Origin of the sequence: Chryseobacterium arachidis (assembly GCF_900129245.1) — a bacterium.
GTDB lineage: Bacteria > Bacteroidota > Bacteroidia > Flavobacteriales > Weeksellaceae > Chryseobacterium > Chryseobacterium arachidis.
On the sequence record NZ_FQUT01000020.1, the window covers coordinates 19,619 to 42,127 of the forward strand.

Consider the following 22,509-nt stretch of genomic DNA (forward strand, 5'->3'; position numbering starts at 1 on the left):
TAAAAACAGAACAAATGGCAACGGAAAATTATATACCCGATGAAAAAGACCTTTCCATCCTTAGAATCTTGCAAAAAGATGCCAAATTAAGTGTTCGCGACATTGCGAATAAAATTAACCTGAGCCCTACTCCAACTCATGAAAGAATTAAGAGAATGGAAAAATTAGGAATCATCAGACAATACACGACTATTGTTGATCGGAAGAAAGTGAATAAAGGAATGATGGTAATCTGTATGATCGCTTTGAATGTTCACAATAAAAAAATAGCAGGACAATTTATTGAAGAAGTCGGAAAACTAAAGGAGGTCGTTGAGTTTTATAATATCAGTGGGGATTTCGATTTTATGATAAAAATTTTAGCTCCGAACATGGATGAATTTCATGAATTTTTTGTGAATAAATTATCTGAAATTGAAGGCATCGGGCAGACGAAAAGTATTTTTGTGATGAATAGCATTAAGGAAAGTCCGCAGATTCTTTGATTTTCGAAATTCTGAATGAAACAGCTTCGTCAGAATAACAACCGGAAGGACTACTTTATGGGTAATCTATTATAATTTTGTAAATTGAAACTAGATTAAATTACAAATCATGCCTTGGAATCCCAAAATTTATAATCAGTTTAAAAATATTCGCTTTCAACCTTTCTTTGATCTTTCAGATTTGATTAAAGATGAAAACAAAATGAAAGCTATCGATTTAGGATGCGGAACAGGTGAGCAAACGTCAATTCTTGCTGAAAAATTTTCCAACGCAACTTTTGTCGGAATTGACTCTTCTGCAGAAATGCTAGAAAAATCGAAAGTTCTTGAAAATGAAAAACTTCATTTTCGCCGGGCAACAACGGAAGAACTTTTAAGCGGTGATGAAAGCTGGGATCTTATTTTCAGTAATGCAGCGTTACAATGGTCTGATCATCATAAAGAATTATTTCCAAAATTAATTTCAAAGCTGAAAACAAATGGTCAATTAGCAATACAAATGCCTTATCAGCCGGGAAACATTTTGAACCAAATTTTATCGGATTTAGCGGATGAAGAACCTTTTAAAAGTCAATTAAATGAATGGAATCGTCCTTCTGCAGTTTTGACAATTGATGAATATGCACAGATTTTATTTGAAAATGGAATTGAGGAATTGAATTTATTTCAAAAAGTGTATCCAATCATCGCAGAAGATCATGAAACTTTGTTTAATTTCATTTCCGGATCGGCACTGATTCCTTATTTGGAAAGGCTTACGGAAGATCAGCAAGAAGTTTTCACCACAGAATTTAAGCAAAGGATTGCAGAGAAATTTCCAAAACTTCCCGCGATTTATTCTTTCAAGAGAATTTTGATGTACGGTCGTAAAAGATAATACTTATTAGAAAGAGCTTAAATTTTAACGCATTTAATAATTGACTCTTACTCTCAATTTCAAATAAAAATCGCAGCAAAATCAATTGATTTTGCTGCGATTTATTTTATCCGTAGATAATGTTTTATTTTTCTTTAGATCTCTGTAAAACTTCGTCTACCATTCCGAAATCTTTCGCTTCGGTAGAAGTCATCCAATAATCTCTGTCAGATGCTTTTTCTACCCATTCATATGTTTGTCCTGAGTGATCTGAAATGATGTCATACAATTCTTTTTTCAGTTTCAACATCTCTCTCAAGTTGATCTCCATGTCAGAAGCAACACCCTGTGCACCACCAGAAGGCTGGTGAATCATCACTCTTGAATGCTTCAAGGCAGAACGTTTTCCTTTTTCACCTGCAACAAGCAATACAGCGCCCATTGAGGCAGCGATCCCAGTACAGATTGTAGCCACATCCGGCTTGATGATCTGCATTGTGTCATAAATTCCTAATCCCGCGTAAACGCTTCCACCAGGAGAGTTAATATAAATCTGAATATCTTTTGAAGGATCTGCACTTTCTAAGAATAGAAGCTGCGCAGTCACGATGTTTGCCACCTGATCGTCTATTCCGGTTCCCAAGAAAATAATTCTGTCCATCATCAAACGAGAGAAAACGTCCATCTGAGCAACGTTTAATCTTCTTTCTTCCATGATGTACGGTGTAAGATTCGTTGGACCATACATTCCCATATACTGATCGGTAGCAAGACCGCTATTTCCTAAATGCTTTACAGAGAAATCTCTGAATTCTTTTTTAATGTCCATATTGATTATATCTTTTTTATAGTTTACTTTTTACTAATATCATTCCAAACAAATGTAAGGACATAATGGCAGAAGTTCTATTATTTGTACCAATAAAGATTGTAATTTTTTCCTTTTTAAGCAAATTTTAGGAAGTAAAAAATAATGAAATTATATTTTAGTAATCGGAGACCAACCCAATTTATCTACCAGCTTTATCGAAAACTGATTCAGCATCATAATTTTTTTTATGGATTCAAAATACTTTTCTGTATCGGTATCACGGTATTCTTCTAATTCAGCCGTTACTTTTTTAATCAGAAAATGAATATAATAATATTTATGAATCAGAATATTGGCTTCTACCTCATCGGCAATATGATCTCCTAGGTTCGGAGGGAAAATATTTCGTGTAGACCAATCGCTCAGTTCATCGGGTATCATTAATGCGTCGGCAACTTTGGAAGTAATGTCCTCATCCATTAAGGTAATAAAAAAATTTCCGGCACGGAGCTCATCATGCTCGATCCCTTCTTTAATATTCTGAATAATCTTTTTATTGGTTTCTATCTGAAATTCATATCCTTCCTCCTCAAAATGATGCAAAATCTCTTCAATCACTGTTACTTCGTATTGTTCGTGAGCATCATTTTTTCGTTGAAGAACCATGTCACCGAACATCAACATCGTATCAATCAGCTTGTTTTCCTGATGAAGAATATTAAATTGAACCGAATCGATTTCAAGTTCGGATTGTTTGGGAACAACTTCCAGCTTGGCAGGCTTATGAGTTTCCCTTTGCTGAATATGCTGCGTTTGATTTTGCGTAATCTGCTTCTGCACATCCAATTCATTAAACAAGCTCTGCTCTGAAAGTCCAAATTTTGTAGACACCTGTTTCAGATAAACTTCTCTTTTTAAAGCATTCTGAACAAAAGAAACTGATTTTACAATATCACGGATGGCTTCTGCTCTTTTTATCGGGTCGTCCCCAATTTCTCTGAAAAGAATTTCCGCTTTAAAATCAATAAAATCCATCGCTTCATTTTCGATGAACTTTTCAACGTATTCCTGCGGATGTTTTCTGGCAAAAGAATCTGGATCATCACCGTCCGGAAACAACATTACGCGAATGTTCATTCCCTCCGTCAGCAACATATCGATGCTTCGGAAACTGGCTTTGATACCTGCATTATCGCCATCGAAAAGAATCGTAACGTTTTCCGTAAGTCTTTTAATAAGTTTAATCTGCTCCGTCGTTAAAGAAGTTCCGGAACTCGCCACCACATTTTCAATTCCTGACATGTGAAGCGAAATAACGTCCATATATCCTTCCACCAAAAGGCATACATTTTTTCTGGAAATAGCCTGTTTACTTTGGTTTAATCCGTAAAGAACATTGGATTTATGATAAATTTCTGTTTCCGGAGAATTAAGATATTTTGCCGTTTTGACATTATTCTTTAAAATCCTGGCTCCAAAGCCCAAAACCCTTCCCGAAAAACTATGAATCGGGAAAATTACCCTTTCACGAAAACGGTCTATTCCCGCAGGTGAATTTTCAGGGAAAATAGAAAGTCCTGATTTTTCTAAGATTTCTTTTGAATATCCTTTTTCTAAAGCAAATTCCGTGAAAGCATTTTTCTTTTCGGGCGAATAGCCCAACTGGAACTTTCTGATGATATCATCGCGAAGCTCACGCTCTTTGAAATAGGAAAGCCCAATTGCTTTTCCTTCTTCAACTTCCCAAAGAAAATTTTGATAAAAATCGTTTGCAATTTCATGGATTTTGTACAGTAAATCTCTTTCAGACTGTGCATTTTTTGCTTCTTCGGAAAAATCTTTCTGGTCTTCCTCTATCTCAATACCGTACTTTTTTGCGGCATGACGCAATGCTTCGGGATAAGTGAAGTTTTCGATTTCCATTAAGAAAGAGATAGCCGTTCCTCCTTTTCCTGTAGAGAAATCTTTCCAAATCTGTTTGCTGGCAGACACTACAAAACTCGGCGTCTTTTCATCATGAAACGGGCTGAGCCCTTTATAATTAGACCCTGCCCTCTTCAACTGCACATATTCTCCAACGATTTCTTCTACTCTAATCGTTGAAAATATTTTATCTATGGTCTGCTTGGAAATCATGCTGCAAAAATATACAAAATTATGATGTTTCTGCCATACAATAAATAAGCATATTTTTATCCCTCCACATAAATTTCATGATTTAAAACCAATTTAATTTAATTATTTTTGAGACGAAACGATCACCATTTCTTTTATTTATGAAATATTTCAGACGGATTTTTATTGTAACAGCTACAGCTTTTATTGTATTCCTTTTGTATTGTGAGTTTGGAGGAAAATTCATTCTGAATGATTCTGATAAGCAAATGATTGCCTATGAAATAAGAAGCAGCGAAGAAATTCCTGATAACTTTACAAATTTTTATAACACCATTTATCCAAATTCATTATCCGAAAATTCCTGGAATTATATATTTAGTGCATTAATCGACCAAAAGGCTCCACGAAAAGAATGCCATTGTAATCAAATGGCTTACAGATTTTTTCCTATTTTAGAAATCAATCATAAAAAAGGGATAGATCAATTTCTTACAGCAAGATTTATAGAAAACAAGTTTAGCCAAAAAGAATGTTTGCAATTTAATTTTAATCATTTTGATTTTTTAGAAAACAGAAAAGGATTAACGAAAATTTCAAAGTCCTTATTTAATAAAGAAATAAAAGATCTTCAACCGTTGGAAATGGCAGAAATTTTGGCATTGTACGAAAACCCGGTTAGAAATAATAGAAACAGAAATCCGGAAAACGCTAAAAAAAGAACTGCTTACTTGTATAATCTATATATTAAAAATTCAAATAGCAAGAATTAATTCTTCACGAAAAATAACCATTTCATATACTTTAATCAATATAAATTCAGTTTTAATTTTCATTCACAAACTATATTAAACATTCATTATTAAACAATAAATATTACCTTTGTGGTGTTGATTTAAATCATATTATTATTTTTATTAATTCTAATTAAAAATAATAAGTTTGTGCGATAAAATATATCCACTAAGCATGAACTCAAATCGATTTTTGAAAAATTTGACCAAGACGAGGTTAAGTTTAATTACAGCAATACTACTATCCTTCGGGAGTTTTTCTAATGCACAAACCGTTTCTTACTATTCTTTTGCACAAACCCAGGAAACGTATACGGCACTTTCTAACCCAACCAACATTGTAACGGCAGGCGCAGCTTCAGGAACAGGATTTTTAGATGAAAATGTATATACACTGGATAATGTCATTCCATTTTCTTTTCCTTTTAACGGAACCAACTTCAGCTCCGTAAAAATTCACGTTAACGGATTTCTAAGCTTCGGGACAGAAACGACGTCCTCTTCAGATCCTATAGGCTCAGGATACTCTTATTCCGGAGTAATTTCCCCTTTGGCTGCGGATCTTTCTTCTTTTTATAATATCAACGGTAACTCGAGCTCTATAGACTATGCTGTTGTCGGAACTGCTCCCAACCGTGAATTTGTCGTGCAATGGAGTCATTTCAGACCGTATGCTTCTTCCCAGAATTCTTCAGCATATCATGACTGGAATTTTCAGGCAAGACTACATGAAAACGGTAGTATCAGATACGTTTACAGCATGACCTCAGTAGGAAATCCAAGCGCTGGCAATGCAAAAGTAGGTTTAAGAGGAACATCAAGCAGTGATTACATCAACAGAACCGCTGCCGGAAATTCCACAAGCAACTGGAACAATTCTACACCGGGAACAAATTCTTCCAACGGAATTGCAACGAACTATAATTATCTGCCTTCACAAGGATTAACATTTACATGGATTCCGCCTTCAGCTTGTATTATACCCACTGCTCAACCTTCCAGTTTAAATTTAACAAATAACGGAATTATCATTAATGGAAATTTTACCGCAAGTTCTCCAGCTGCAGACCGATATTTAATTGTAAGAAATCTGAACGGAGCAACGCCAAATGCTCCTGTCAACGGAACTGTTTATTCAACCGGAGAAAATACTTCTCTTAACAGTTACGTAGCTTATTACGGTCCGAATACGACTTTTGAAAACAATTACAACCACGGGATCAGAGGGAATAATCAATATACATACACTGTTTATTCGGTTAATTCAAACTGTACAAACGGACCTGTGTACAATGTTCAAAATCCTTTAACAGGCACAATAACAAATTGTCCGATCACGGTTAACGGAATTACGACGTCAAACATTACCGCTAATTCTTTTACAGTAAACTGGCCAACTTCTGAAAATGGAAATGCCAGCCCAATGAATACGGTTATTGAAGTCGCTACAGATAGTAATTTTACGAATCAGATTACAGGCTCTCCATTTACCTTAAGTGCCTCCTCGACTTCTCAAAATATTACAGGAGTACTGCCCAATACACAGTATTTTATCAGAGGGAAAAACGTAAGCACACAATGCCAGAGTTCATATTCAAGCACAGCAAACCTGTATACGGCATGTGTTCCGACAACCACGCTTAATGAAAATTTTGATACAGTAACGGGAAACAATCTTCCTAACTGCTGGAGTAAAATTTTGACTTCAAATAATGGATCGATACCGACAATCAGTGTAACAACAACAGATACATTTTCGTCTCCGAACAATATCAGCTTTTACGGAAACGGAGCAACCATGACCAACGCCGCTACAAAAGCAATCCTTGTAAGCCCTCAGTTAACCAACTTAAATGCAGGAACACACAGACTCAGAATCAAGGCAAGAAGAACTTCCGCAGATATAAAGCTCCAGATCGTTGCACTCACAGGAAATACAGCTTCAGCAGCCGTAGATGTTATAGAAACCATTCCTTTGACCACAACATATCAGGAATATACGGTTTATCTAACCAGTTATACAGGTTCAGGTAATTACTTAGGAATCAGAAGAGTTGACGGAAGCACATATTCCTACATGTATATAGATGATGTGATTTGGGAACCAACCCCATCTTGCTCTGAGCTTTCTGTGGTAAATGTGAACTCGGTTTCTTACAACGGAGCCAATATTTCATGGGCAAACGCCGGCAATCAACAGCCTGCAAACGGATACGAATATATTGTTACAACAACAAACACTCCACCAGCTGACACAGAGACATTTACAAATTTAGCCTCAGGAACAAACTCAATAAATCTCTCGTCATTGGCTAACGGAACCTATTATTTCTGGATCAGAAGAATCTGTTCTTCAGCAGAAAAAAGTCCTTGGAAATCGGTAACATTTACAACAATTCCTACCACTCCGGCACCTTGGAAAGAAGAATTTTTAACATCCACATATCCTCAAGGCTGGACAAACGGAGCAAATCCATTTGAATTGGGAACGCAAAGAGGAGCAACCGGAATTGGAAATTCAGCAAGGAATTTAAATAAGAATTTATATCTGGGAATTCCCACAGGATCATTCAACACCATTGCTGTAGGGCCTTTAGCAACCAACAATTATGAATTAAGCTTCTACTACAAACAAACTGATTATGAGAGCCCTTTCAATCCTTTAACAAATTGGGGAAATTTTGATGTGCAGATTTCAACAAACTTCGGAGCATCGTGGACAACCATCGGAACCGTGAATAATGAAGCAGGAACAGGAAATTACATCAAAAAAACATATTCCCTTGCAGGATATCAGGGACAATTTGTACAGGTAAAAATTGTGGCCAACAGAACAGCCGGAGATTTTGACCTTTCATTTGATGACTTCGAAATTAAAGAAAACCAGACTCTTGCTACTCAGGAAGTTTCAAAAAATACCGTTAAAATATATCCGAACCCGACAACTTCACTGATAAAAATAGATTCTAAAGAAAAAGTAAAATCTTATGAACTTTATAATGTTTCAGGACAGTTAATCAATAAAGGTGGACGGGCACACGAAATTTCTTTGGACAGCTTTAATACAGGACTTTACATTTTAAAAATAACTTTAGAAACTAATCAGACTTTTATCCAAAAGGTGATTAAAAAATAATCTTCTATCATAATCTATGATGAAAACCGGCCGGAGAAATTTTCTTCAGCCGGTTTTTAATTAATATAAAAATTTAATGTAAATAATTATCTTTGTTTAAAAATATGCAGTTCACTATTCACCATATCGACGATTGGCAAAATATTGCAGATACTGTCGTTTCAACATTACAGCACAATATTCTTTTGTTAAAAGGAAATTTAGGAGCAGGAAAAACCACTTTTACCCAGTTTTTACTTAAAAACCTGGGCAGTACAGATGAAGTTAATTCACCCACCTACTCTATTGTAAATGAATACAATACCCAAAAAGGAAAAGTTTATCATTTCGATTTGTACCGCTTAAAAAACATCGAAGAAGTTTACGATATTGGTATTGAAGAATATCTGGACAACGCTTTTCTTTGCATTATTGAGTGGCCGGAAGTCTATGAGGAAGATCTCTACGGACTTAAATACCATGAAATGAGCATCCTGAATACAGGAGATAACAGAGAAATTTCATTCGAGTAAATATTGTGTATCTTTGCTATTGAATTTGAATGTAAAATAACGATCCGTAAAAACCTAATTTAAATGTAAGGATGAGTACTACAAATATTTTTACTCCTTTTACCGAAGAGGAACTGATGCCGAAAGAAGAAAAACTGGAGGTCATTAAAAAAGGAAGACAATTCAGCATAGGAATTCCCAAAGAAACTTCTCTGAATGAAAGAAGAACTTGCATCACACCGGATGCCGTGCAGGTTTTAGTAGAAAGTGGTCATGAAATTATCATAGAATCAGGAGCCGGACAAGGTTCGTTTTTTACAGACTTACAATATTCTGAGTCGGGCGCAAAAATTACCAACGACCCAAAAGAAGCTTTCGGACAGGATTTAATCTTAAAAGTTAATCCTCCGACCGAAGAAGAAATCGATTATATGAGGCCGAACACCTATCTGGTTTCAGCGCTTCAGATCAATTTAAGAGATAAAGATTATTTCTTAAAACTTGCCGAGAAAAAAGTAAATGCCATTGCTTTTGAATTTATTGTTGATGAATACAAACAATTGGCTTTAGTACGATTGGTAGGCGAAATTGCAGGAACAGTTTCTATTCTTTATGCATCCGAATTATTAGCCTTATCAAACGGATTAATGCTTGGAGGAATTACAGGAGTAAGACCTGCAGAAGTAGTTATTTTAGGAGCAGGAATCGTTGGAGAATTTGCCACAAAAGCAGCTATCGGTTTGGGAGCAAGCGTAAGAGTTTTCGACAATTCACTTTCAAAATTAAGAAGGCTTCATACGTTGGTTGACAGCAGAGTTCCTACATCCATTATCGATCCAAAAGAGCTTAAAAAAGCATTAAGACGAGCAGATGTTGTGATCGGAGCGTTACCAAGATTGAATATGACTCCTATCGTAACCGAAGACATGGTGATGAATATGAAAAAAGGCAGTGTCATCATCGATATTACCATCGATAACGGAAAAGTAATCGAAACTTCTGAACTTACCACTATGGAAGATCCTTACATCATCAAACACGGTGTAATCCATTGCGGGCTTCCGAATCTTACTTCAAGAATGCCGAGAACTACAACAAAAGCCATCTCCAATTTCTTCCTTTCCTACATTTTAAATTACGACGAAGAAGGCGGTTTCGAAAACATGCTGGTTCGCAAAAATGAAATGAAACAGAGCCTTTACATGTACAAAGGCAGACACACGAAAAAAATCATCTGCGACCGTTTCGGACTTACTTATCACGATATCAATCTTTTAATTTTCTAATGAAAAAACTGAAATTCTATGCAATCGGGCTTATTCCCGGATGTATTATTGTATTTTTTATATTAAACAAAAAAGGCGCAAGCTGCAGCGGCTATCTTCCCAACAGCCGTGTTATCGCCGAAACATTATCTAAGGATTTCAAATATTCTGAAGCTGCCAAAACAGAAATGAGTACATTGAAAATTGATGAAAAATTCCTGAAGGACAGTATTATTACGAAAGGAAAAATTGATTTCGATAGAAGTCATGCTCAGAAAAAGCCTTGCCCGGACTACGTTTTAACTTATCCGGAAGAAAAACCGGTCTACGAAATTACTTACGAAAAATGTGAGGAAACCGTGACGGTGAATTCTTTGAAGAAATTGAAATAAATTTTATTGAAATAGTAAGAAGTTTAGAAATTCATTCAAAAAGAAAGATTAAGAATTTGGCAAGGTAAATGATGAGCCATAAGCTTTAAAAATATCTTTGATATTTTTCTTAATTCATCTTAATAATTTAGATGTTCTTAATGGTTAAAAAACTTCATGTTAAAATAAATACTTCGAAAGGCTCAAAATGTCATTTCGGTAATACTAAAAACGTTTAAAAAGTAAAAAACATTTTAAACCATGGAAGGCAATTACTACATGATTCATGATTACCTGATATTCATTGGAGTATTCGCTATTTTCTTTTTTTTAACGGTAAGCATTTATTTATTTAGCCAAAATCAGAAATTTAAGATAAAAAATGCTAAACTTTCTGAGTCCAACAAAATAATCCAGCAAAGATTGAATGAAGTCCAGCTTGAACATATTGGTACAAAACTGAATCCTCATTTATTTAAAAACATCCTGAATTCTGTTCAGTCACACGCTTATCAAACGTACATGTCGCTGGATAAACTGGCAAATGTTTTGGACTATATTTTATACGAAAGCAACAACAAATTTGTAAGCCCGAAAGAAGAATTAAATTTCGCATTAAGCTTAATTGAGATCAATAAAATCAAGGTAAATCCGCTTTTTGATTTCAGAATTAAATCTAAAATTGACAAATCAGATGAAATTTACGAAGAGAAAGTTTTTGCGCCGCTGATTTCTGTTGATTTAATCGAAAATGCTTTTAAACACACCGATTTTCTCGCTCAGGATTCATTTATCTCGATTCATATGGAGCTTGAAGGCGGAGTTTTCATCATGAAAGTCAGCAATAAAGCTTCTTTAAAAAATGTTTTGGAAAAAGAAAAAAGCGGTTTCGGAAGTCAGTCTTTAGATCAACGATTAAAAATGATTTACAGTAATCATTATTCGCTTCATAAAAATTCAAAAAACGGTATCTTCACGGCAGAATTAACAATCAATTTAGGAGAATTCTATGATAAAATGCGTTATTCTTGATGATGAACTACTGGCCATCAGTTATTTAAAACTTCTATGCGAACAAATTGAAAACGTGGAAGTTGTGAAAGCATTCAACGATCCTAAACTGTTTTTAAACGAAATTGAAAATATAGATTGTAACGTCTGTATCCTAGACATCGAAATGCCAGGAATGAACGGGCTGCAGGTTGCAGAACTAATCTCAGGTTCCAAAAAAATCATCTTCACAACCGCTTACAAAGAATACGCGGCCGAAGCTTTTGACTTGAATGTTGTCGATTACGTAAGAAAGCCCATCAAAAAAGAAAGATTAACCCAAGCTTTCGAAAAAGCTGCAGAATTGCTTCAGAAATCTCACAAAAAGGACTTTATCGAGTGGAACACAAACATCGGTAAAACCGTGATTTTTACAGACCAGATCGCATATATCAAAACCTCAGAAATTGATAGTCGCGACAAAGATATCATGCTGAATGACGGAACAACGATTGTTTTAAAAAATCTCAGTTTTAAAAGTCTTCTGGAAATGCTTCCTTCAAAAGATTTTGCACAGGTTAACAAAAAAGAAATCATTGCTTTATCTTCTATTAAAGTTTTCTCGACCAACGAAATTATTACAACCATTTCCTCAGAAGGAGAGCATTTTTTAAAGCTGCAAATCGGGGAAGCTTACAAAAATTCATTAATGGAAATGTTTGGAAAGTAGATTTTTCAAACATTCATACTTTTACTGCAGAATTCACTAATTTCATTACATTTACCCTTTTCAGACTGTTTAGTCGATGTATTTTTGCGCCCGATTAAATAATTATGTAATGCAAAAACTTCTCTATGCAGTTGGAATTCTCATATCCGGCCTTTGCTTTTCTCAAGAGTCTGACTCTAAAATTAAAGCATCATTTTTCGACGGAATCGCAGTGGCGGGATATGTAGATCATGGAGCCTTCATCAATTTTACAGGACCGAATGTCAGCTTTAAAAACAAAGAATTAAAACTCATTTTAGGAATGCTTCCCTCACTCAGAATCAAAGAAGACAAATCGGAAGGAACAAAGAACAGCCCGATTATGCCAACTTTGGGAGCGGGTTTAACGGCGGTTTACAATAAGATTGCTCTGCAAATCCCTGTCTATTACAATGCCAAAACCACTACGCAGGACGGAGTATGGAGAATAGGAGTCGGTTTGGGGTATTCCTTTAAATAGATTTCATTACATTATTCGTGACATTGATTACATTTTGAAACATACAATGATGAATTATCATTATATCTTATCAACTTTACAAAAAAAATAAATCCATGAATTTGGGAAAATATAGAAATATTATCTTTTACATTACAACCATCGCATTTTTCTCATGTCTTATGTACTGGTTTTTTGTTGAGGGAAAAACATTGGAAATCGGAGAAAACATTGCTCCGAGCAAAGCTACAGGAGCAACCATGTGGGAGAATTTTACAGATTCTTTCCTGGTAAATCTTCATCATCCCTTAGCGCTTCTTTTGGCTCAGATTGTTACCATTATTATGGTCGCAAAATTATTTGGTTGGATTTGTGTTAAACTAAAACAACCTTCCGTAATCGGTGAAATGATTGCGGGTATCGTTTTAGGACCATCCCTTTTTGGATTATATTTCCCTGAACTTTCAGCATTCATTTTCCCTAAAGAATCGTTGCCAAACTTACAGTTTTTAAGCCAGATTGGTTTAATTCTGTTTATGTATATCGTCGGTATGGAGCTGGATCTAAGCGTTTTAAGAAAAAAAGCACATGATGCAGTGGTAATCAGCCATGCAAGTATCATTATTCCGTTTGCTTTGGGAGTTGGACTTTCTTATTTCATCTATAAGGAATTTGCTCCGGATGGAATTCAGTTCAGTTCTTTTGCCCTTTTTATCGCGATTGCCATGAGCATCACCGCATTCCCGGTTTTGGCGAGAATTGTTCAGGAGAGAAATTTACATAAAACAAAAATAGGAACTGTTGTGATTACCTGCGCCGCAGCCGACGATATTACGGCCTGGTGTATTTTGGCAGCGGTAATTGCTATTGTAAAAGCAGGATCTTTCTCAGGATCGGTTTTCGTTATTTTGATGGCAATTCTTTATGTTTTCATTATGATTAAAGCGGTAAGACCTTTCTTAACCAGAATTGCGGAAGCACAAAAAGGAAAAGGTTTTATCAGCAAAGCGTTGGTTGCTGTATTTTTTCTGATCTTAATTATTTCATCCTACGCAACGGAAGTTATCGGAATTCACGCACTCTTCGGCGCATTTATGGCGGGAGCGATCATGCCTGAAAATGTGAAATTCAGAAGCCTTTTCATTGAAAAAGTAGAAGATGTCGCCTTGGTTTTATTACTTCCATTATTTTTCGTTTTCACGGGATTAAGAACGCAAATCGGGTTATTAAACGATCCTCATCTTTGGAAAATCGGAGGTTTCATTATCCTGACTGCCGTAGTCGGAAAATTCGTAGGAAGCGCATTAACGGCAAAATTCCTCAACATAAGCTGGAAAGACAGCCTCACTATCGGTGCTTTGATGAATACGAGAGGTTTAACAGAACTTATTGTATTAAACATTGGTTATGATTTAGGCGTTTTGGGCCCTGAATTGTTCGCAATGTTGGTGATCATGGCACTGTTTACGACTTTCATGACGGGACCTTGTCTGGATCTTATTAATTATTTGTTTAAAGGAAAAAAATCATCATTGGATGACGATTTTGAAGAGGAGCAAAATGATGCCAAATACAGAGTTCTTCTCTCTTTTGAAACACCAAAATCAGGAAGCACATTGCTGAAGCTTGCCGATAATTTCACGCATAAAATGAATGGAAATAAAAGCATCACCGCAATGAACATCGCTCCGGTAGATGAACTCCACGCTTTCGACATCAATGATTTTGAAAAAGAACAGTTTAAAAATGTAATCGAAACTTCACAAGATTTAAAACTGGAAGTCACTACTCTTTTCAAGGCTTCAACCGATGTTGAAAATGATTTAACAAACATTACGAATAAAGGAAATTACGACCTTCTTCTGATTATGCTTGGAAAATCAATGTATGAGGGAAGTTTGCTGGGAAGGCTTTTAGGATTTACGACGAAAATTATTAATCCCGAAAAATTATTAAATACCGTAAAAGGAAAAGGAAATATTTTCAACAATTCGCCATTTGACGATTTAACGCTTCAATTGCTGGATAAAGCGACGATTCCGGTGGGAGTTTTGGTTGAAAAAGAATTCACTTCTGCCGATAAAGTTTTTGTCCCAATCTTTAATTTAAGCGATTTTTATTTGCTTGAATACGCGAAAAGACTGATCAATAACAACAATTCTCAAATTATCATTTTGGACGTTGCAGGACAAATCCGTAATAATATTGAGGTAAAAGAACTCATCAGAAGTATAGAACAGGTTGCACCCAATCATATCACCCTATATAACGAGAAGAAAATAGAGAAAGAATTTCTGAATTCTCAAAACTTAATGCTGATCAGCAGCAAAAGCTGGAAAAACCTGATTGACACGAAAAGTCTTTGGTTATCGGATATTCCTTCGACATTGATCATATCAAACCCCTAATGATATGAATGGTGAATTTTGCTTCGTCAGTCAATTGTTAATTTTAAAATTCACAATAAAATTAATTGACTTTGAAAAAATTGATTTGCAGAGCAAAATTCACTTTTTTACTCACTTGATTAAAAAAAATTGTCTACCTTCGTATTGTGATTACAAACAACAAAACATATTATTACGAAATTTTTACCTCAGATCTGGGATAAGGATTTCTTATATATAGACATAAACCTCGTCCTTGGGCGGGGTTTTTTATTTTTAAAATTTAAAAGATGAAGATAAGTATTATAGGTGTAGGATTAATCGGAGGCTCGATGGCTTTAAAATTAAGACAAAAAGGAATTGCTGATTTTATCTACGGAATTGACAACAGCAACGAACACCTCAACGAAGCATTAGAACTAAAAATAATCGACGCCAAAGTTGATCTCGAATACGGAATCAAAAACTCTGATCTGGTCATTCTTGCCATTCCGGTGGATGCGGCGAGAAAATTATTACCCAATATTTTAGATTTAATTTCTGAAAATCAAACAGTAATGGATGCAGGATCGACAAAAGCCGGAATTGTAAATGCGGTGAAAGATCATCCGAAAAGATCAAGATTTGTAGCGTTTCACCCAATGTGGGGAACGGAAAATAATGGTCCGAAATCGGCTGTTTCAGACAGTTTTTCAGGAAAGGCGGGCGTGATTTGTAATAAAGAAGAATCCGCAGAAGATGCCTTAGCATCAGTCAAAAAAATCGTTGAAAGTCTTGATATGCATTTAATTTATATGAATGCGGAAGATCATGATGTTCATACAGCTTATATTTCACATATTTCACATATCACTTCTTATGCTTTAGCAAATACTGTTTTGGAAAAAGAACGAGAAGAGGAAACGATCTTTCAATTGGCGAGTTCTGGTTTTTCGAGCACGGTTCGTTTAGCAAAATCTCATCCTGAAATGTGGGTTCCGATTTTTAAGCAAAACAAAGAAAATGTTCTCGATGTTTTGAATGAACACATTGCTCAATTAAGAAAATTCAAATCTGCTTTAGAAAAAGAAAACTTTGAGTATTTGGGGGAATTGATTTCTAACGCCAACAAAATACGGGGAATTCTCGATAAATAGAGGATTCTATCAAGATATAAACTCTCATTTCGAGAGTTTTTTTATTTGTAAAATCAGACTAAATATTTAATAAAATTAAAAAATACTTTAACTTTATTAAAATTTATATTACTTTTACAAAAACAAAATCAATGAAACTACCCATAGTTTGCCCGAGTTGCGACAATACGCTTAATGTAAGCCAGATGAAATGTCCCAACTGTAAAACCGAGGTCAGCGGAGATTACGAACTTCCCGTCATCCTGAAGCTAAACCGTGATGAGCAGGATTTTATCCTCAACTTTTTCCTTTCCAGCGGAAGCATTAAAGAAATGGCGAAACAGGCAGACCTCTCCTATCCTACCATGAGAAACAAAATGGATGATCTTATTGAAAAAATTAATCAGCTAAAAAAATAAAAAACTACAACCATGAACTGGAGAACGATTTTCAACCCTTTCTCAAAATACAATGAAAAGCAATTGCTGCTTGCCGGAATTATCGGCTTAATCATAACTTTAGGTCTTTGCCAGTTGTTCGGGTTTCAGGTCGACAGTATTTTTCACTACAGGTATACTGATGAAAAGACTTCGATTATAACAAGCATTGGTCTAAGTATACTGAGCTACGCCATCCCAACCGTTATCTTTTTTATTCTTGGGAAAATTTACAACAAAAGAACAAGGCTTATCGATATCATCAATACGGTATTGATTTCTCAGATCCCCGGGATTTTAATCATATTGTTAAGCGAAATTCCATTGGTAAAAAGTACGATGGATTCTATTGCAGCGACTGCCCAGAAAAATCCTGAAGGCATTTTAGCTTTCGACCTGATCACCATGTGTATCTACAGTTTTTCGCTTCTTATCCTAATCGTTTACGGAATGACACTGTTTTATAATGGTTTTAAAACCGCTACCAATTTCAAGGATTGGAAGCAGATCGTATTATTTGCGTTCATTCTTTTAGCAACATGCATTACTTCACAATTTTATACATTTTAACCTATGAAAACTAAATCACTATTTATTTTTTTATTTCTAATCATAATTTCGCAGCAGATTTTTGCACAGCAGATTACAGGATCATGGAAAGGAGAATTAGACATTCAGGGAACTAAGCTTCCAGTTATTATGAATATCAGCCAGGAAAAGAATGTTTATTCAGCAACCATGGACAGCCCGCTTCAGGGTGTCGAAGGAATTCCTGTTGATAAAATTACTTTTACAAATAATGAATTGGCTTTAGAAATCACAAGTGCCGGCGCAACCTATAAAGGTAAATTTGAAAAAGAAAAATTCTCAGGGAATTTTATTCAGAGAGGCAATACTTTCCCATTGGTCCTGGAACGTTTTGATAAAAAAAATAACAAGGATAAAAGCCTTGAAGTTCTTAAACTCACAAGTGACATCAACGGAAGCCTGAAAAAAATTGACGATTTTCTTTCTTATCTTGAAAAAAATAATGCCGAGGCCGGTGAAATTTCGATCTTTAAAGACGGAAAAGAAATTTACAAAAGAAACTTTGGAGAAAACAGCCTTCCGGACTCTCAGAAAGGGAAAGAAACATTTCAGATCGGTTCTATCACAAAATCAATGACTGCCATCATGATTTTTAAACTAATTGAGAAAAAACAGCTTGACCTTAATGATAAACTGTCGAAATTCTACCCAAAAATTCCTAATGCAGGAAAGATCACAATTTCCCAATTACTGAATCACAAATCCGGACTTGGAGATTACGTAACCGGAAAAGATGACATGAAATGGCTTACAGCAAAAACTTCCGAAGAGCAGATCATGAATCGTATCATCGAGCAGGGAACTCTGTTTGAGCCGGATATGAAGCAACAATATTCTAATTCAGGATATTATCTTTTAACGAAAATATTAGAAAAAATCACTAAGAAGTCGTATACTGACAATCTGAAAGAAACTTTTATTGATCCTTTACAGCTAAAGAATTTTTACACAGCCAGCCAAAAACCTTCCAATGTTTTTCTTCCGTACAATTATGCCAATAAATGGGAATCCGTTAAAGATTTTGACTTCAACAATGTAGTAGGTGTTGGCGATATTGCGACCACTCCGACCAATCTTAACATCATCATCAATGCATTCTTCAGCGGAAAATTGGTTTCTAAAGAAAGCCAGTCCACAATAATGCCTGCAGAGGATAAATTCGGGAGAGGAATGTCTATTATTCCTTTTCATTCTAAAATATTTGTCGGACATAGCGGAGGAACGTACGGAACCAATTCTTTAATGGTATACAACGGCGAAGATGATCTTTCTATTTCTTATTCTTTAAATGCAGACCGCATCGGCTCTAATAATTTCGTGATCGATATTTTAAGTATTTTATACAATACGGAATTTGAAATGCCTGATTTCACCAATAAAAAAGTAAGTAGTGCTGAACTTCAGAAATACGAAGGAGACTACACATCGAAAGAAGCCCCGTTGGGAATAAAAATTTTTGTGAAAAATGACGGATTATTCGCTCAGGGAACAGGGCAGCCCGAATTTCCATTAGAATTTGCCGGAGATCATCAGTTTAAATTCGATAATGCCGGATTAAAAATCACTTTTTACCCCGAAAAGCAACAAATGCAGCTGGAACAAAACGGTGGAAAGTTTTTATTCGATAAAAAGAAATAAATCAACAAAAATCCTTAGAACAGATGATCTAAGGATTTTTATTTTAAATAAATTTCAAAAATTAACATTCAGGGACGTTTACCGCAATAGCCAAACCGCCTTCGGAAGTTTCCTTAAATCGGTCGCTCATGGAAAGCGCCGTTTCCCACATCGTCTGAATAACTTCATCCAGACTCACTTTTGCCTTTGCTGGATCACTTTCCAAGGCGATATTTGCCGCCGTGATTGCTTTGATCGCTCCCATCGTATTTCTTTCAATACAAGGAATCTGCACCAAACCTTTGATCGGGTCACAAGTTAAACCTAAATGATGTTCCATTGCGATTTCAGCAGCCATTAAAACCTGACCGACACTTCCTCCCAAAATCTCAGTAAGACCCGCTGCCGCCATAGCCGAAGAAACTCCTACTTCTGCCTGACAGCCACCCATCGCTGCAGAAATAGTTGCATTTTTTTTGAATAAAGTACCAATTTCTCCTGCCACTAAAATAAATCTGATGATATCATCTTCACTGATTGAATCTGTAAAGGCCTGAGAATACATCAAAACAGCCGGAATCACACCACTCGCCCCATTAGTCGGAGCCGTGATAATTCTTCCGAAACTCGCATTTTCTTCATTAACAGCCAATGCGAAACAGGCAATCCATTTATTGATATTGGTGAAATTCTCTTCCGCATCAACAACCTGCTGAAACCACTGGTCTTTATTTTTATAGATTTTGTCGCCTAATAATTTTCTGTTGATTCCGGCTGCTCTTCGGGTAACATTCAGTCCGCCGGGAAGAACACCTTCTTTATTGACGCCTTTGTAAATACATTCTTTAATCTGTTCCCAGATGTATAATGCTTCCGCCCGCGTTTCCTCTTGAGTTCTCCAGCTTTCTTCATTCATTAAAATTAAATCTGAAATCCTGCTTAATCCCAATTTTTCACAATATCTCGCAATGTCTGAAGATTTATGACAAGGATATAAAGTACGGACACACTGTTTTTCTATTGATTTTTTTTCCTGGCTCATGATAAAACCTCCTCCTACAGAATAAAAATCCTGAACAAGTTCGGTTCCGTCTTCAAAAACAGCTTTGAAGATCATTCCGTTCGGATGATAATCAAGAGATTTTTGCATATTTAATACCAAATGATGTCCGTAGATAAAAGGAATTTCTTTTTCACCCCCCAGATTAAGGATCTGCGATGTTTTTATCTTCTCGATTTTCTCATCGATTTTTGTTGTATCGATTGTTTTAAAATCTTCACCATTCAAACCAAGCATTCCGGCAATATCCGTTCCGTGCCCGATCCCCGTTTTTGCCAGTGAACCGAAAAATTCCAGGAAAACTTCCTTTACCTCATCTATTGTTCTTTCTCTTTTTATAATTCTGATGAATGCAGACGCTGCATTCCAAGGTCCCATTGTATGTGAACTGGAGGGGCCTATTCCTACTTTAATAATCTCAAAAACCGATATTGATTCCATATAGAAAATGCATCATTTTTTCCTAATCGCAAAGATACACGATAAATCGAGATGCAAAAGCCGGAGATGAAAAATCAGCTCCGGCTTTCTAATTAAAACTATATGAACACTTGTAGATAACCTATTTTTATAATTATAAATTATGATTTATAAATTATTAATTCGTTTTGCTATAAATTTTACTTTTAACAAAGACTTTCTTCATGCTGAGACATATCGAGTCCCATATTTTCGGATTCTTCGGAAACTCTTAGAGTAATAATCCTATTGGTAACTTTATATAAAAATAAGGATCCAAAAAAAGTAAATACAGAAACAAGAACCAAAGCGATCATGTGGTGTGCAAAAACCTCAAAACCACCGTGAAGCAAACTTGCATTTTCTCCGTGGGCAAAAATAGCCGTTAAGATCATCCCCATAATTCCGCCGACCCCGTGACAGGCGAATACATCCAATGTATCATCAATTTTCTTTAATGCTTTCCAATTAAGCATCATATTGGAAACAATAGCTGAAATAAACCCGATGAAAAGACTCTCGGAAACAGAAACAAATCCACATGCAGGAGTAATCGCAACCAATCCTACAACTGCACCGATACACGCTCCCAAAGCTGAAACCTTTCGTCTGTTGATCCTGTCAAAAAATATCCAGGTCATCATGGCAGAAGCCGAAGCGATTGTTGTTGTTCCGAATGCAGTGGCTGCCGTTGCATTTGCACTTAAAGCCGATCCTGCATTAAAACCAAACCAGCCAAACCAAAGCATTCCAGTTCCTAACATGACGTAAGAAATATTGGACGGCTCATGATGAGGCTTTTTCCTGTTACCTACCACCAAAGCTCCTGCTAATGCGGCAAATCCTGCACTCATGTGAACTACTGTTCCTCCGGCAAAATCTTTCACACCGAAATATTTATTCAAAAGGCCGTCCGGATGCCAAACCATGTGACAAAGCGGTGTATAAATACAAAGGCTGAAAAGCACCATAAATAAAAGATACGAGATGAATCGTACACGCTCGGCAAATGAGCCGGTAATCAAAGCAGGAGTAATTACTGCAAACTTCATCTGAAACAAGGCAAACAGAATGAATGGAATTGTAGAAGCCATCGCTTTATGCGGCAAAACTCCCACCCTGCTGAAAAACGGATAACTCAAAGGATTTCCTATAATCCCGTAATGTTCACCGTTTATCGTAAAACCGATAGAATCTCCGAAAGAAAGAGAAAAGCCCACCACAACCCACAAAATAGAGATCACACCTAAAGCTATAAAACTCTGAAGCATGGTAGAAATTACATTTTTCTTCCCGACCATTCCGCCATAGAAAAAAGATAACCCGGGAGTCATTAAAAGCACTAGGCCGGCTGCAGCCAAAATCCAGGCAACATCTGCTCCAACAATTTTATCTTCGTTTAAAAATTCTCCGGTATTCGGAAAGTCTACAATGGGGCTCCAAAACAGTCCACCAACGGCTACGAGAGAAATAATAATGAATGAAACTATCCATTTCAGTCCTACTGTCATAAAAATTTATATTTTACCCTTCAAAAGTAAGCATAAATTTTAAAATAAAAATAAAAAAAATTAAATAACCCCCAATTATTTAAAGGGTGAATTTAAAATTAATATGTATTTAAGCAAAAACACCCTTTAAAATATAGGACACTTCTTTAAATTTCATCAAAGGAAATAAATGCGTTCCCCCTTTAATAATAAAATCGGGTTTTGAGTTCTTTATCGGAAAAACAATATCCCGATCTCCCAAAATCTGAATAACGTCGGGATTTTCATCAAACTTCCAAGCTGATATTTTTTCAACAGACCATTTAAGATAATAAGAATCTCTAACCGTAAAATACTGTAGAATTTTCGGATTTTTGGAATCGAAAAACTTCCGAATGACCCCATACATTTCGGCGGTTCTCTGGTTAAAAAGTCTTACGGGAAGTATCCTTGGAATTCCTGTTACTTCTCCGGTTTTAATCAGTCGTGATTTTTCTTTATCGGATTTTATACTGCCAAGAATCACTATTTTCTGCGCAGGTTTCAGTTTATTGATTTCCTGAACCATAATTCCTCCAAAAGAATACCCCAAAAGGTAAAAGGGTTCTGAAACATCAATCTTCTCAGCCATTCTTATCACATAGTGGGAAAATTCTTCGTTCTGATAAGGTATCAGCCAATCAATAAAAACAATTTCATGATGTTCCGGAAACTGAATTTTTTCCAACACTTTAAAATCTGCACCCAAGCCGCTTACTACATAAATTTTCATATCACTAAAATAAAAAAATCCGGACAAAAAAAGAGCAGCTTCCAAAGAAACCGCTCATTTAA

The 22,509-nt window shown here is 35.8% G+C and carries 20 protein-coding genes; 15 read left to right on the plus strand and 5 right to left on the minus strand.

Annotated features, from left to right (window positions below):
- Positions 1 to 14: 14 nt before the first annotated feature.
- Both BUA89_RS21475 and BUA89_RS21480 read left to right on the plus strand, forming a co-directional pair.
- A complete protein-coding gene (locus tag BUA89_RS21475) occupies positions 15 to 485 on the plus strand; it encodes an Lrp/AsnC family transcriptional regulator (RefSeq protein ID WP_072963861.1) in 471 nt (156 codons plus the stop codon).
- Positions 486 to 594: 109 nt separating this feature from the next.
- Entirely contained in the window at positions 595 to 1,362 is a 768-nt protein-coding gene (locus BUA89_RS21480) for a methyltransferase domain-containing protein (RefSeq protein ID WP_072963864.1), read from the plus strand.
- 124 nt (positions 1,363 to 1,486) lie between these two features.
- Here the strand turns inward: BUA89_RS21480 and clpP are convergent, their stop codons facing one another.
- On the minus strand, positions 1,487 to 2,170 hold the full coding sequence (clpP, locus tag BUA89_RS21485; RefSeq protein WP_072963866.1) for an ATP-dependent Clp endopeptidase proteolytic subunit ClpP: 684 nt from the start codon (positions 2,168 to 2,170) through the stop codon (positions 1,487 to 1,489).
- Positions 2,171 to 2,320: 150 nt separating this feature from the next.
- Complete coding sequence (dnaG, locus tag BUA89_RS21490; RefSeq protein WP_072963868.1) at positions 2,321 to 4,288, minus strand: DNA primase; 1,968 nt, start codon at positions 4,286 to 4,288, stop codon at positions 2,321 to 2,323.
- A 140-nt stretch (positions 4,289 to 4,428) separates the two neighbouring features.
- Between dnaG and BUA89_RS21495 the strand changes: the two genes are divergently transcribed.
- From BUA89_RS21495 to BUA89_RS21555, 13 genes are all read left to right on the plus strand, one after another.
- Positions 4,429 to 5,040: a transglycosylase domain-containing protein gene (locus BUA89_RS21495; protein WP_072963870.1), complete on the plus strand. Its 612-nt coding sequence runs from the start codon at positions 4,429 to 4,431 to the stop codon at positions 5,038 to 5,040.
- A 214-nt stretch (positions 5,041 to 5,254) separates the two neighbouring features.
- A complete protein-coding gene (locus BUA89_RS21500) occupies positions 5,255 to 8,197 on the plus strand; it encodes a T9SS type A sorting domain-containing protein (protein ID WP_178362489.1) in 2,943 nt (980 codons plus the stop codon).
- A 104-nt stretch (positions 8,198 to 8,301) separates the two neighbouring features.
- Positions 8,302 to 8,709 (plus strand): tRNA (adenosine(37)-N6)-threonylcarbamoyltransferase complex ATPase subunit type 1 TsaE, encoded by a 408-nt coding sequence (tsaE, locus tag BUA89_RS21505; RefSeq protein ID WP_072963873.1) that lies wholly within the window; start codon positions 8,302 to 8,304, stop codon positions 8,707 to 8,709.
- 71 nt (positions 8,710 to 8,780) lie between these two features.
- Positions 8,781 to 9,974, plus strand: a complete 1,194-nt coding sequence (locus BUA89_RS21510) for an alanine dehydrogenase (protein ID WP_072963875.1) — start codon at positions 8,781 to 8,783, stop codon at positions 9,972 to 9,974.
- A complete protein-coding gene (locus tag BUA89_RS21515; protein ID WP_072963877.1) occupies positions 9,974 to 10,345 on the plus strand; it encodes a hypothetical protein in 372 nt (123 codons plus the stop codon). The genes BUA89_RS21510 and BUA89_RS21515 overlap by 1 nt, the downstream gene beginning before the upstream one ends.
- A 240-nt stretch (positions 10,346 to 10,585) precedes the next feature.
- Entirely contained in the window at positions 10,586 to 11,356 is a 771-nt protein-coding gene (locus tag BUA89_RS21520) for a sensor histidine kinase (RefSeq protein WP_083531757.1), read from the plus strand.
- Positions 11,334 to 12,044, plus strand: a complete 711-nt coding sequence (locus tag BUA89_RS21525) for a LytR/AlgR family response regulator transcription factor (RefSeq protein ID WP_072963879.1) — start codon at positions 11,334 to 11,336, stop codon at positions 12,042 to 12,044. The genes BUA89_RS21520 and BUA89_RS21525 overlap by 23 nt, the downstream gene beginning before the upstream one ends.
- Positions 12,045 to 12,153: 109 nt before the next feature.
- Complete coding sequence (locus BUA89_RS21530; protein WP_072963881.1) at positions 12,154 to 12,543, plus strand: hypothetical protein; 390 nt, start codon at positions 12,154 to 12,156, stop codon at positions 12,541 to 12,543.
- A gap of 95 nt (positions 12,544 to 12,638) precedes the next feature.
- Positions 12,639 to 14,930, plus strand: coding sequence for a cation:proton antiporter (locus tag BUA89_RS21535; RefSeq protein WP_072963883.1), 2,292 nt, complete (start codon positions 12,639 to 12,641; stop codon positions 14,928 to 14,930).
- A gap of 269 nt (positions 14,931 to 15,199) precedes the next feature.
- The gene (locus tag BUA89_RS21540; protein WP_072963885.1) at positions 15,200 to 16,045 is read left to right on the plus strand and encodes a prephenate dehydrogenase; all 846 of its coding nucleotides are present in this window, start codon (positions 15,200 to 15,202) and stop codon (positions 16,043 to 16,045) included.
- 131 nt (positions 16,046 to 16,176) lie between these two features.
- Entirely contained in the window at positions 16,177 to 16,443 is a 267-nt protein-coding gene (locus tag BUA89_RS21545) for a DUF2089 family protein (RefSeq protein WP_072963887.1), read from the plus strand.
- A 12-nt stretch (positions 16,444 to 16,455) separates the two neighbouring features.
- Positions 16,456 to 17,031, plus strand: a complete 576-nt coding sequence (locus BUA89_RS21550) for a YIP1 family protein (protein ID WP_072963890.1) — start codon at positions 16,456 to 16,458, stop codon at positions 17,029 to 17,031.
- Positions 17,032 to 17,034: 3 nt separating this feature from the next.
- The gene (locus tag BUA89_RS21555; protein WP_072963892.1) at positions 17,035 to 18,687 is read left to right on the plus strand and encodes a serine hydrolase domain-containing protein; all 1,653 of its coding nucleotides are present in this window, start codon (positions 17,035 to 17,037) and stop codon (positions 18,685 to 18,687) included.
- Positions 18,688 to 18,748: 61 nt separating this feature from the next.
- Here the strand turns inward: BUA89_RS21555 and BUA89_RS21560 are convergent, their stop codons facing one another.
- From BUA89_RS21560 to BUA89_RS21570, 3 genes are all read right to left on the minus strand, one after another.
- Positions 18,749 to 20,167 (minus strand): L-serine ammonia-lyase, encoded by a 1,419-nt coding sequence (locus BUA89_RS21560; RefSeq protein WP_072963895.1) that lies wholly within the window; start codon positions 20,165 to 20,167, stop codon positions 18,749 to 18,751.
- A gap of 185 nt (positions 20,168 to 20,352) precedes the next feature.
- Positions 20,353 to 21,696 (minus strand): ammonium transporter, encoded by a 1,344-nt coding sequence (locus BUA89_RS21565; RefSeq protein ID WP_072963897.1) that lies wholly within the window; start codon positions 21,694 to 21,696, stop codon positions 20,353 to 20,355.
- Between the two features lie 109 nt (positions 21,697 to 21,805).
- A complete protein-coding gene (locus BUA89_RS21570) occupies positions 21,806 to 22,447 on the minus strand; it encodes a hypothetical protein (RefSeq protein ID WP_072963899.1) in 642 nt (213 codons plus the stop codon).
- Positions 22,448 to 22,509 lie beyond the last annotated feature (62 nt).

Bases quoted from the DNA above. Each gene is read 5' to 3' on its own strand.
- BUA89_RS21525 (WP_072963879.1), top strand. From the start codon at position 11,334: ATGATAAAATGCGTTATTCTTGATGATGAACTACTGGCCATCAGTTAT.
- BUA89_RS21515 (WP_072963877.1), top strand. From the start codon at position 9,974: ATGAAAAAACTGAAATTCTATGCAATCGGGCTTATTCCCGGATGTATT.
- clpP (WP_072963866.1), bottom strand. From the start codon at position 2,170: ATGGACATTAAAAAAGAATTCAGAGATTTCTCTGTAAAGCATTTAGGA.
- tsaE (WP_072963873.1), top strand. From the start codon at position 8,302: ATGCAGTTCACTATTCACCATATCGACGATTGGCAAAATATTGCAGAT.
- BUA89_RS21560 (WP_072963895.1), bottom strand. From the start codon at position 20,167: ATGGAATCAATATCGGTTTTTGAGATTATTAAAGTAGGAATAGGCCCC.
- BUA89_RS21550 (WP_072963890.1), top strand. From the start codon at position 16,456: ATGAACTGGAGAACGATTTTCAACCCTTTCTCAAAATACAATGAAAAG.
- BUA89_RS21520 (WP_083531757.1), top strand. From the start codon at position 10,586: ATGGAAGGCAATTACTACATGATTCATGATTACCTGATATTCATTGGA.
- BUA89_RS21570 (WP_072963899.1), bottom strand. From the start codon at position 22,447: ATGAAAATTTATGTAGTAAGCGGCTTGGGTGCAGATTTTAAAGTGTTG.
- BUA89_RS21480 (WP_072963864.1), top strand. From the start codon at position 595: ATGCCTTGGAATCCCAAAATTTATAATCAGTTTAAAAATATTCGCTTT.
- BUA89_RS21545 (WP_072963887.1), top strand. From the start codon at position 16,177: ATGAAACTACCCATAGTTTGCCCGAGTTGCGACAATACGCTTAATGTA.
- BUA89_RS21510 (WP_072963875.1), top strand. From the start codon at position 8,781: ATGAGTACTACAAATATTTTTACTCCTTTTACCGAAGAGGAACTGATG.
- dnaG (WP_072963868.1), bottom strand. From the start codon at position 4,288: ATGATTTCCAAGCAGACCATAGATAAAATATTTTCAACGATTAGAGTA.
- BUA89_RS21540 (WP_072963885.1), top strand. From the start codon at position 15,200: ATGAAGATAAGTATTATAGGTGTAGGATTAATCGGAGGCTCGATGGCT.
- BUA89_RS21495 (WP_072963870.1), top strand. From the start codon at position 4,429: ATGAAATATTTCAGACGGATTTTTATTGTAACAGCTACAGCTTTTATT.
- BUA89_RS21530 (WP_072963881.1), top strand. From the start codon at position 12,154: ATGCAAAAACTTCTCTATGCAGTTGGAATTCTCATATCCGGCCTTTGC.
- BUA89_RS21475 (WP_072963861.1), top strand. From the start codon at position 15: ATGGCAACGGAAAATTATATACCCGATGAAAAAGACCTTTCCATCCTT.
- BUA89_RS21555 (WP_072963892.1), top strand. From the start codon at position 17,035: ATGAAAACTAAATCACTATTTATTTTTTTATTTCTAATCATAATTTCG.
- BUA89_RS21535 (WP_072963883.1), top strand. From the start codon at position 12,639: ATGAATTTGGGAAAATATAGAAATATTATCTTTTACATTACAACCATC.
- BUA89_RS21565 (WP_072963897.1), bottom strand. From the start codon at position 21,696: ATGACAGTAGGACTGAAATGGATAGTTTCATTCATTATTATTTCTCTC.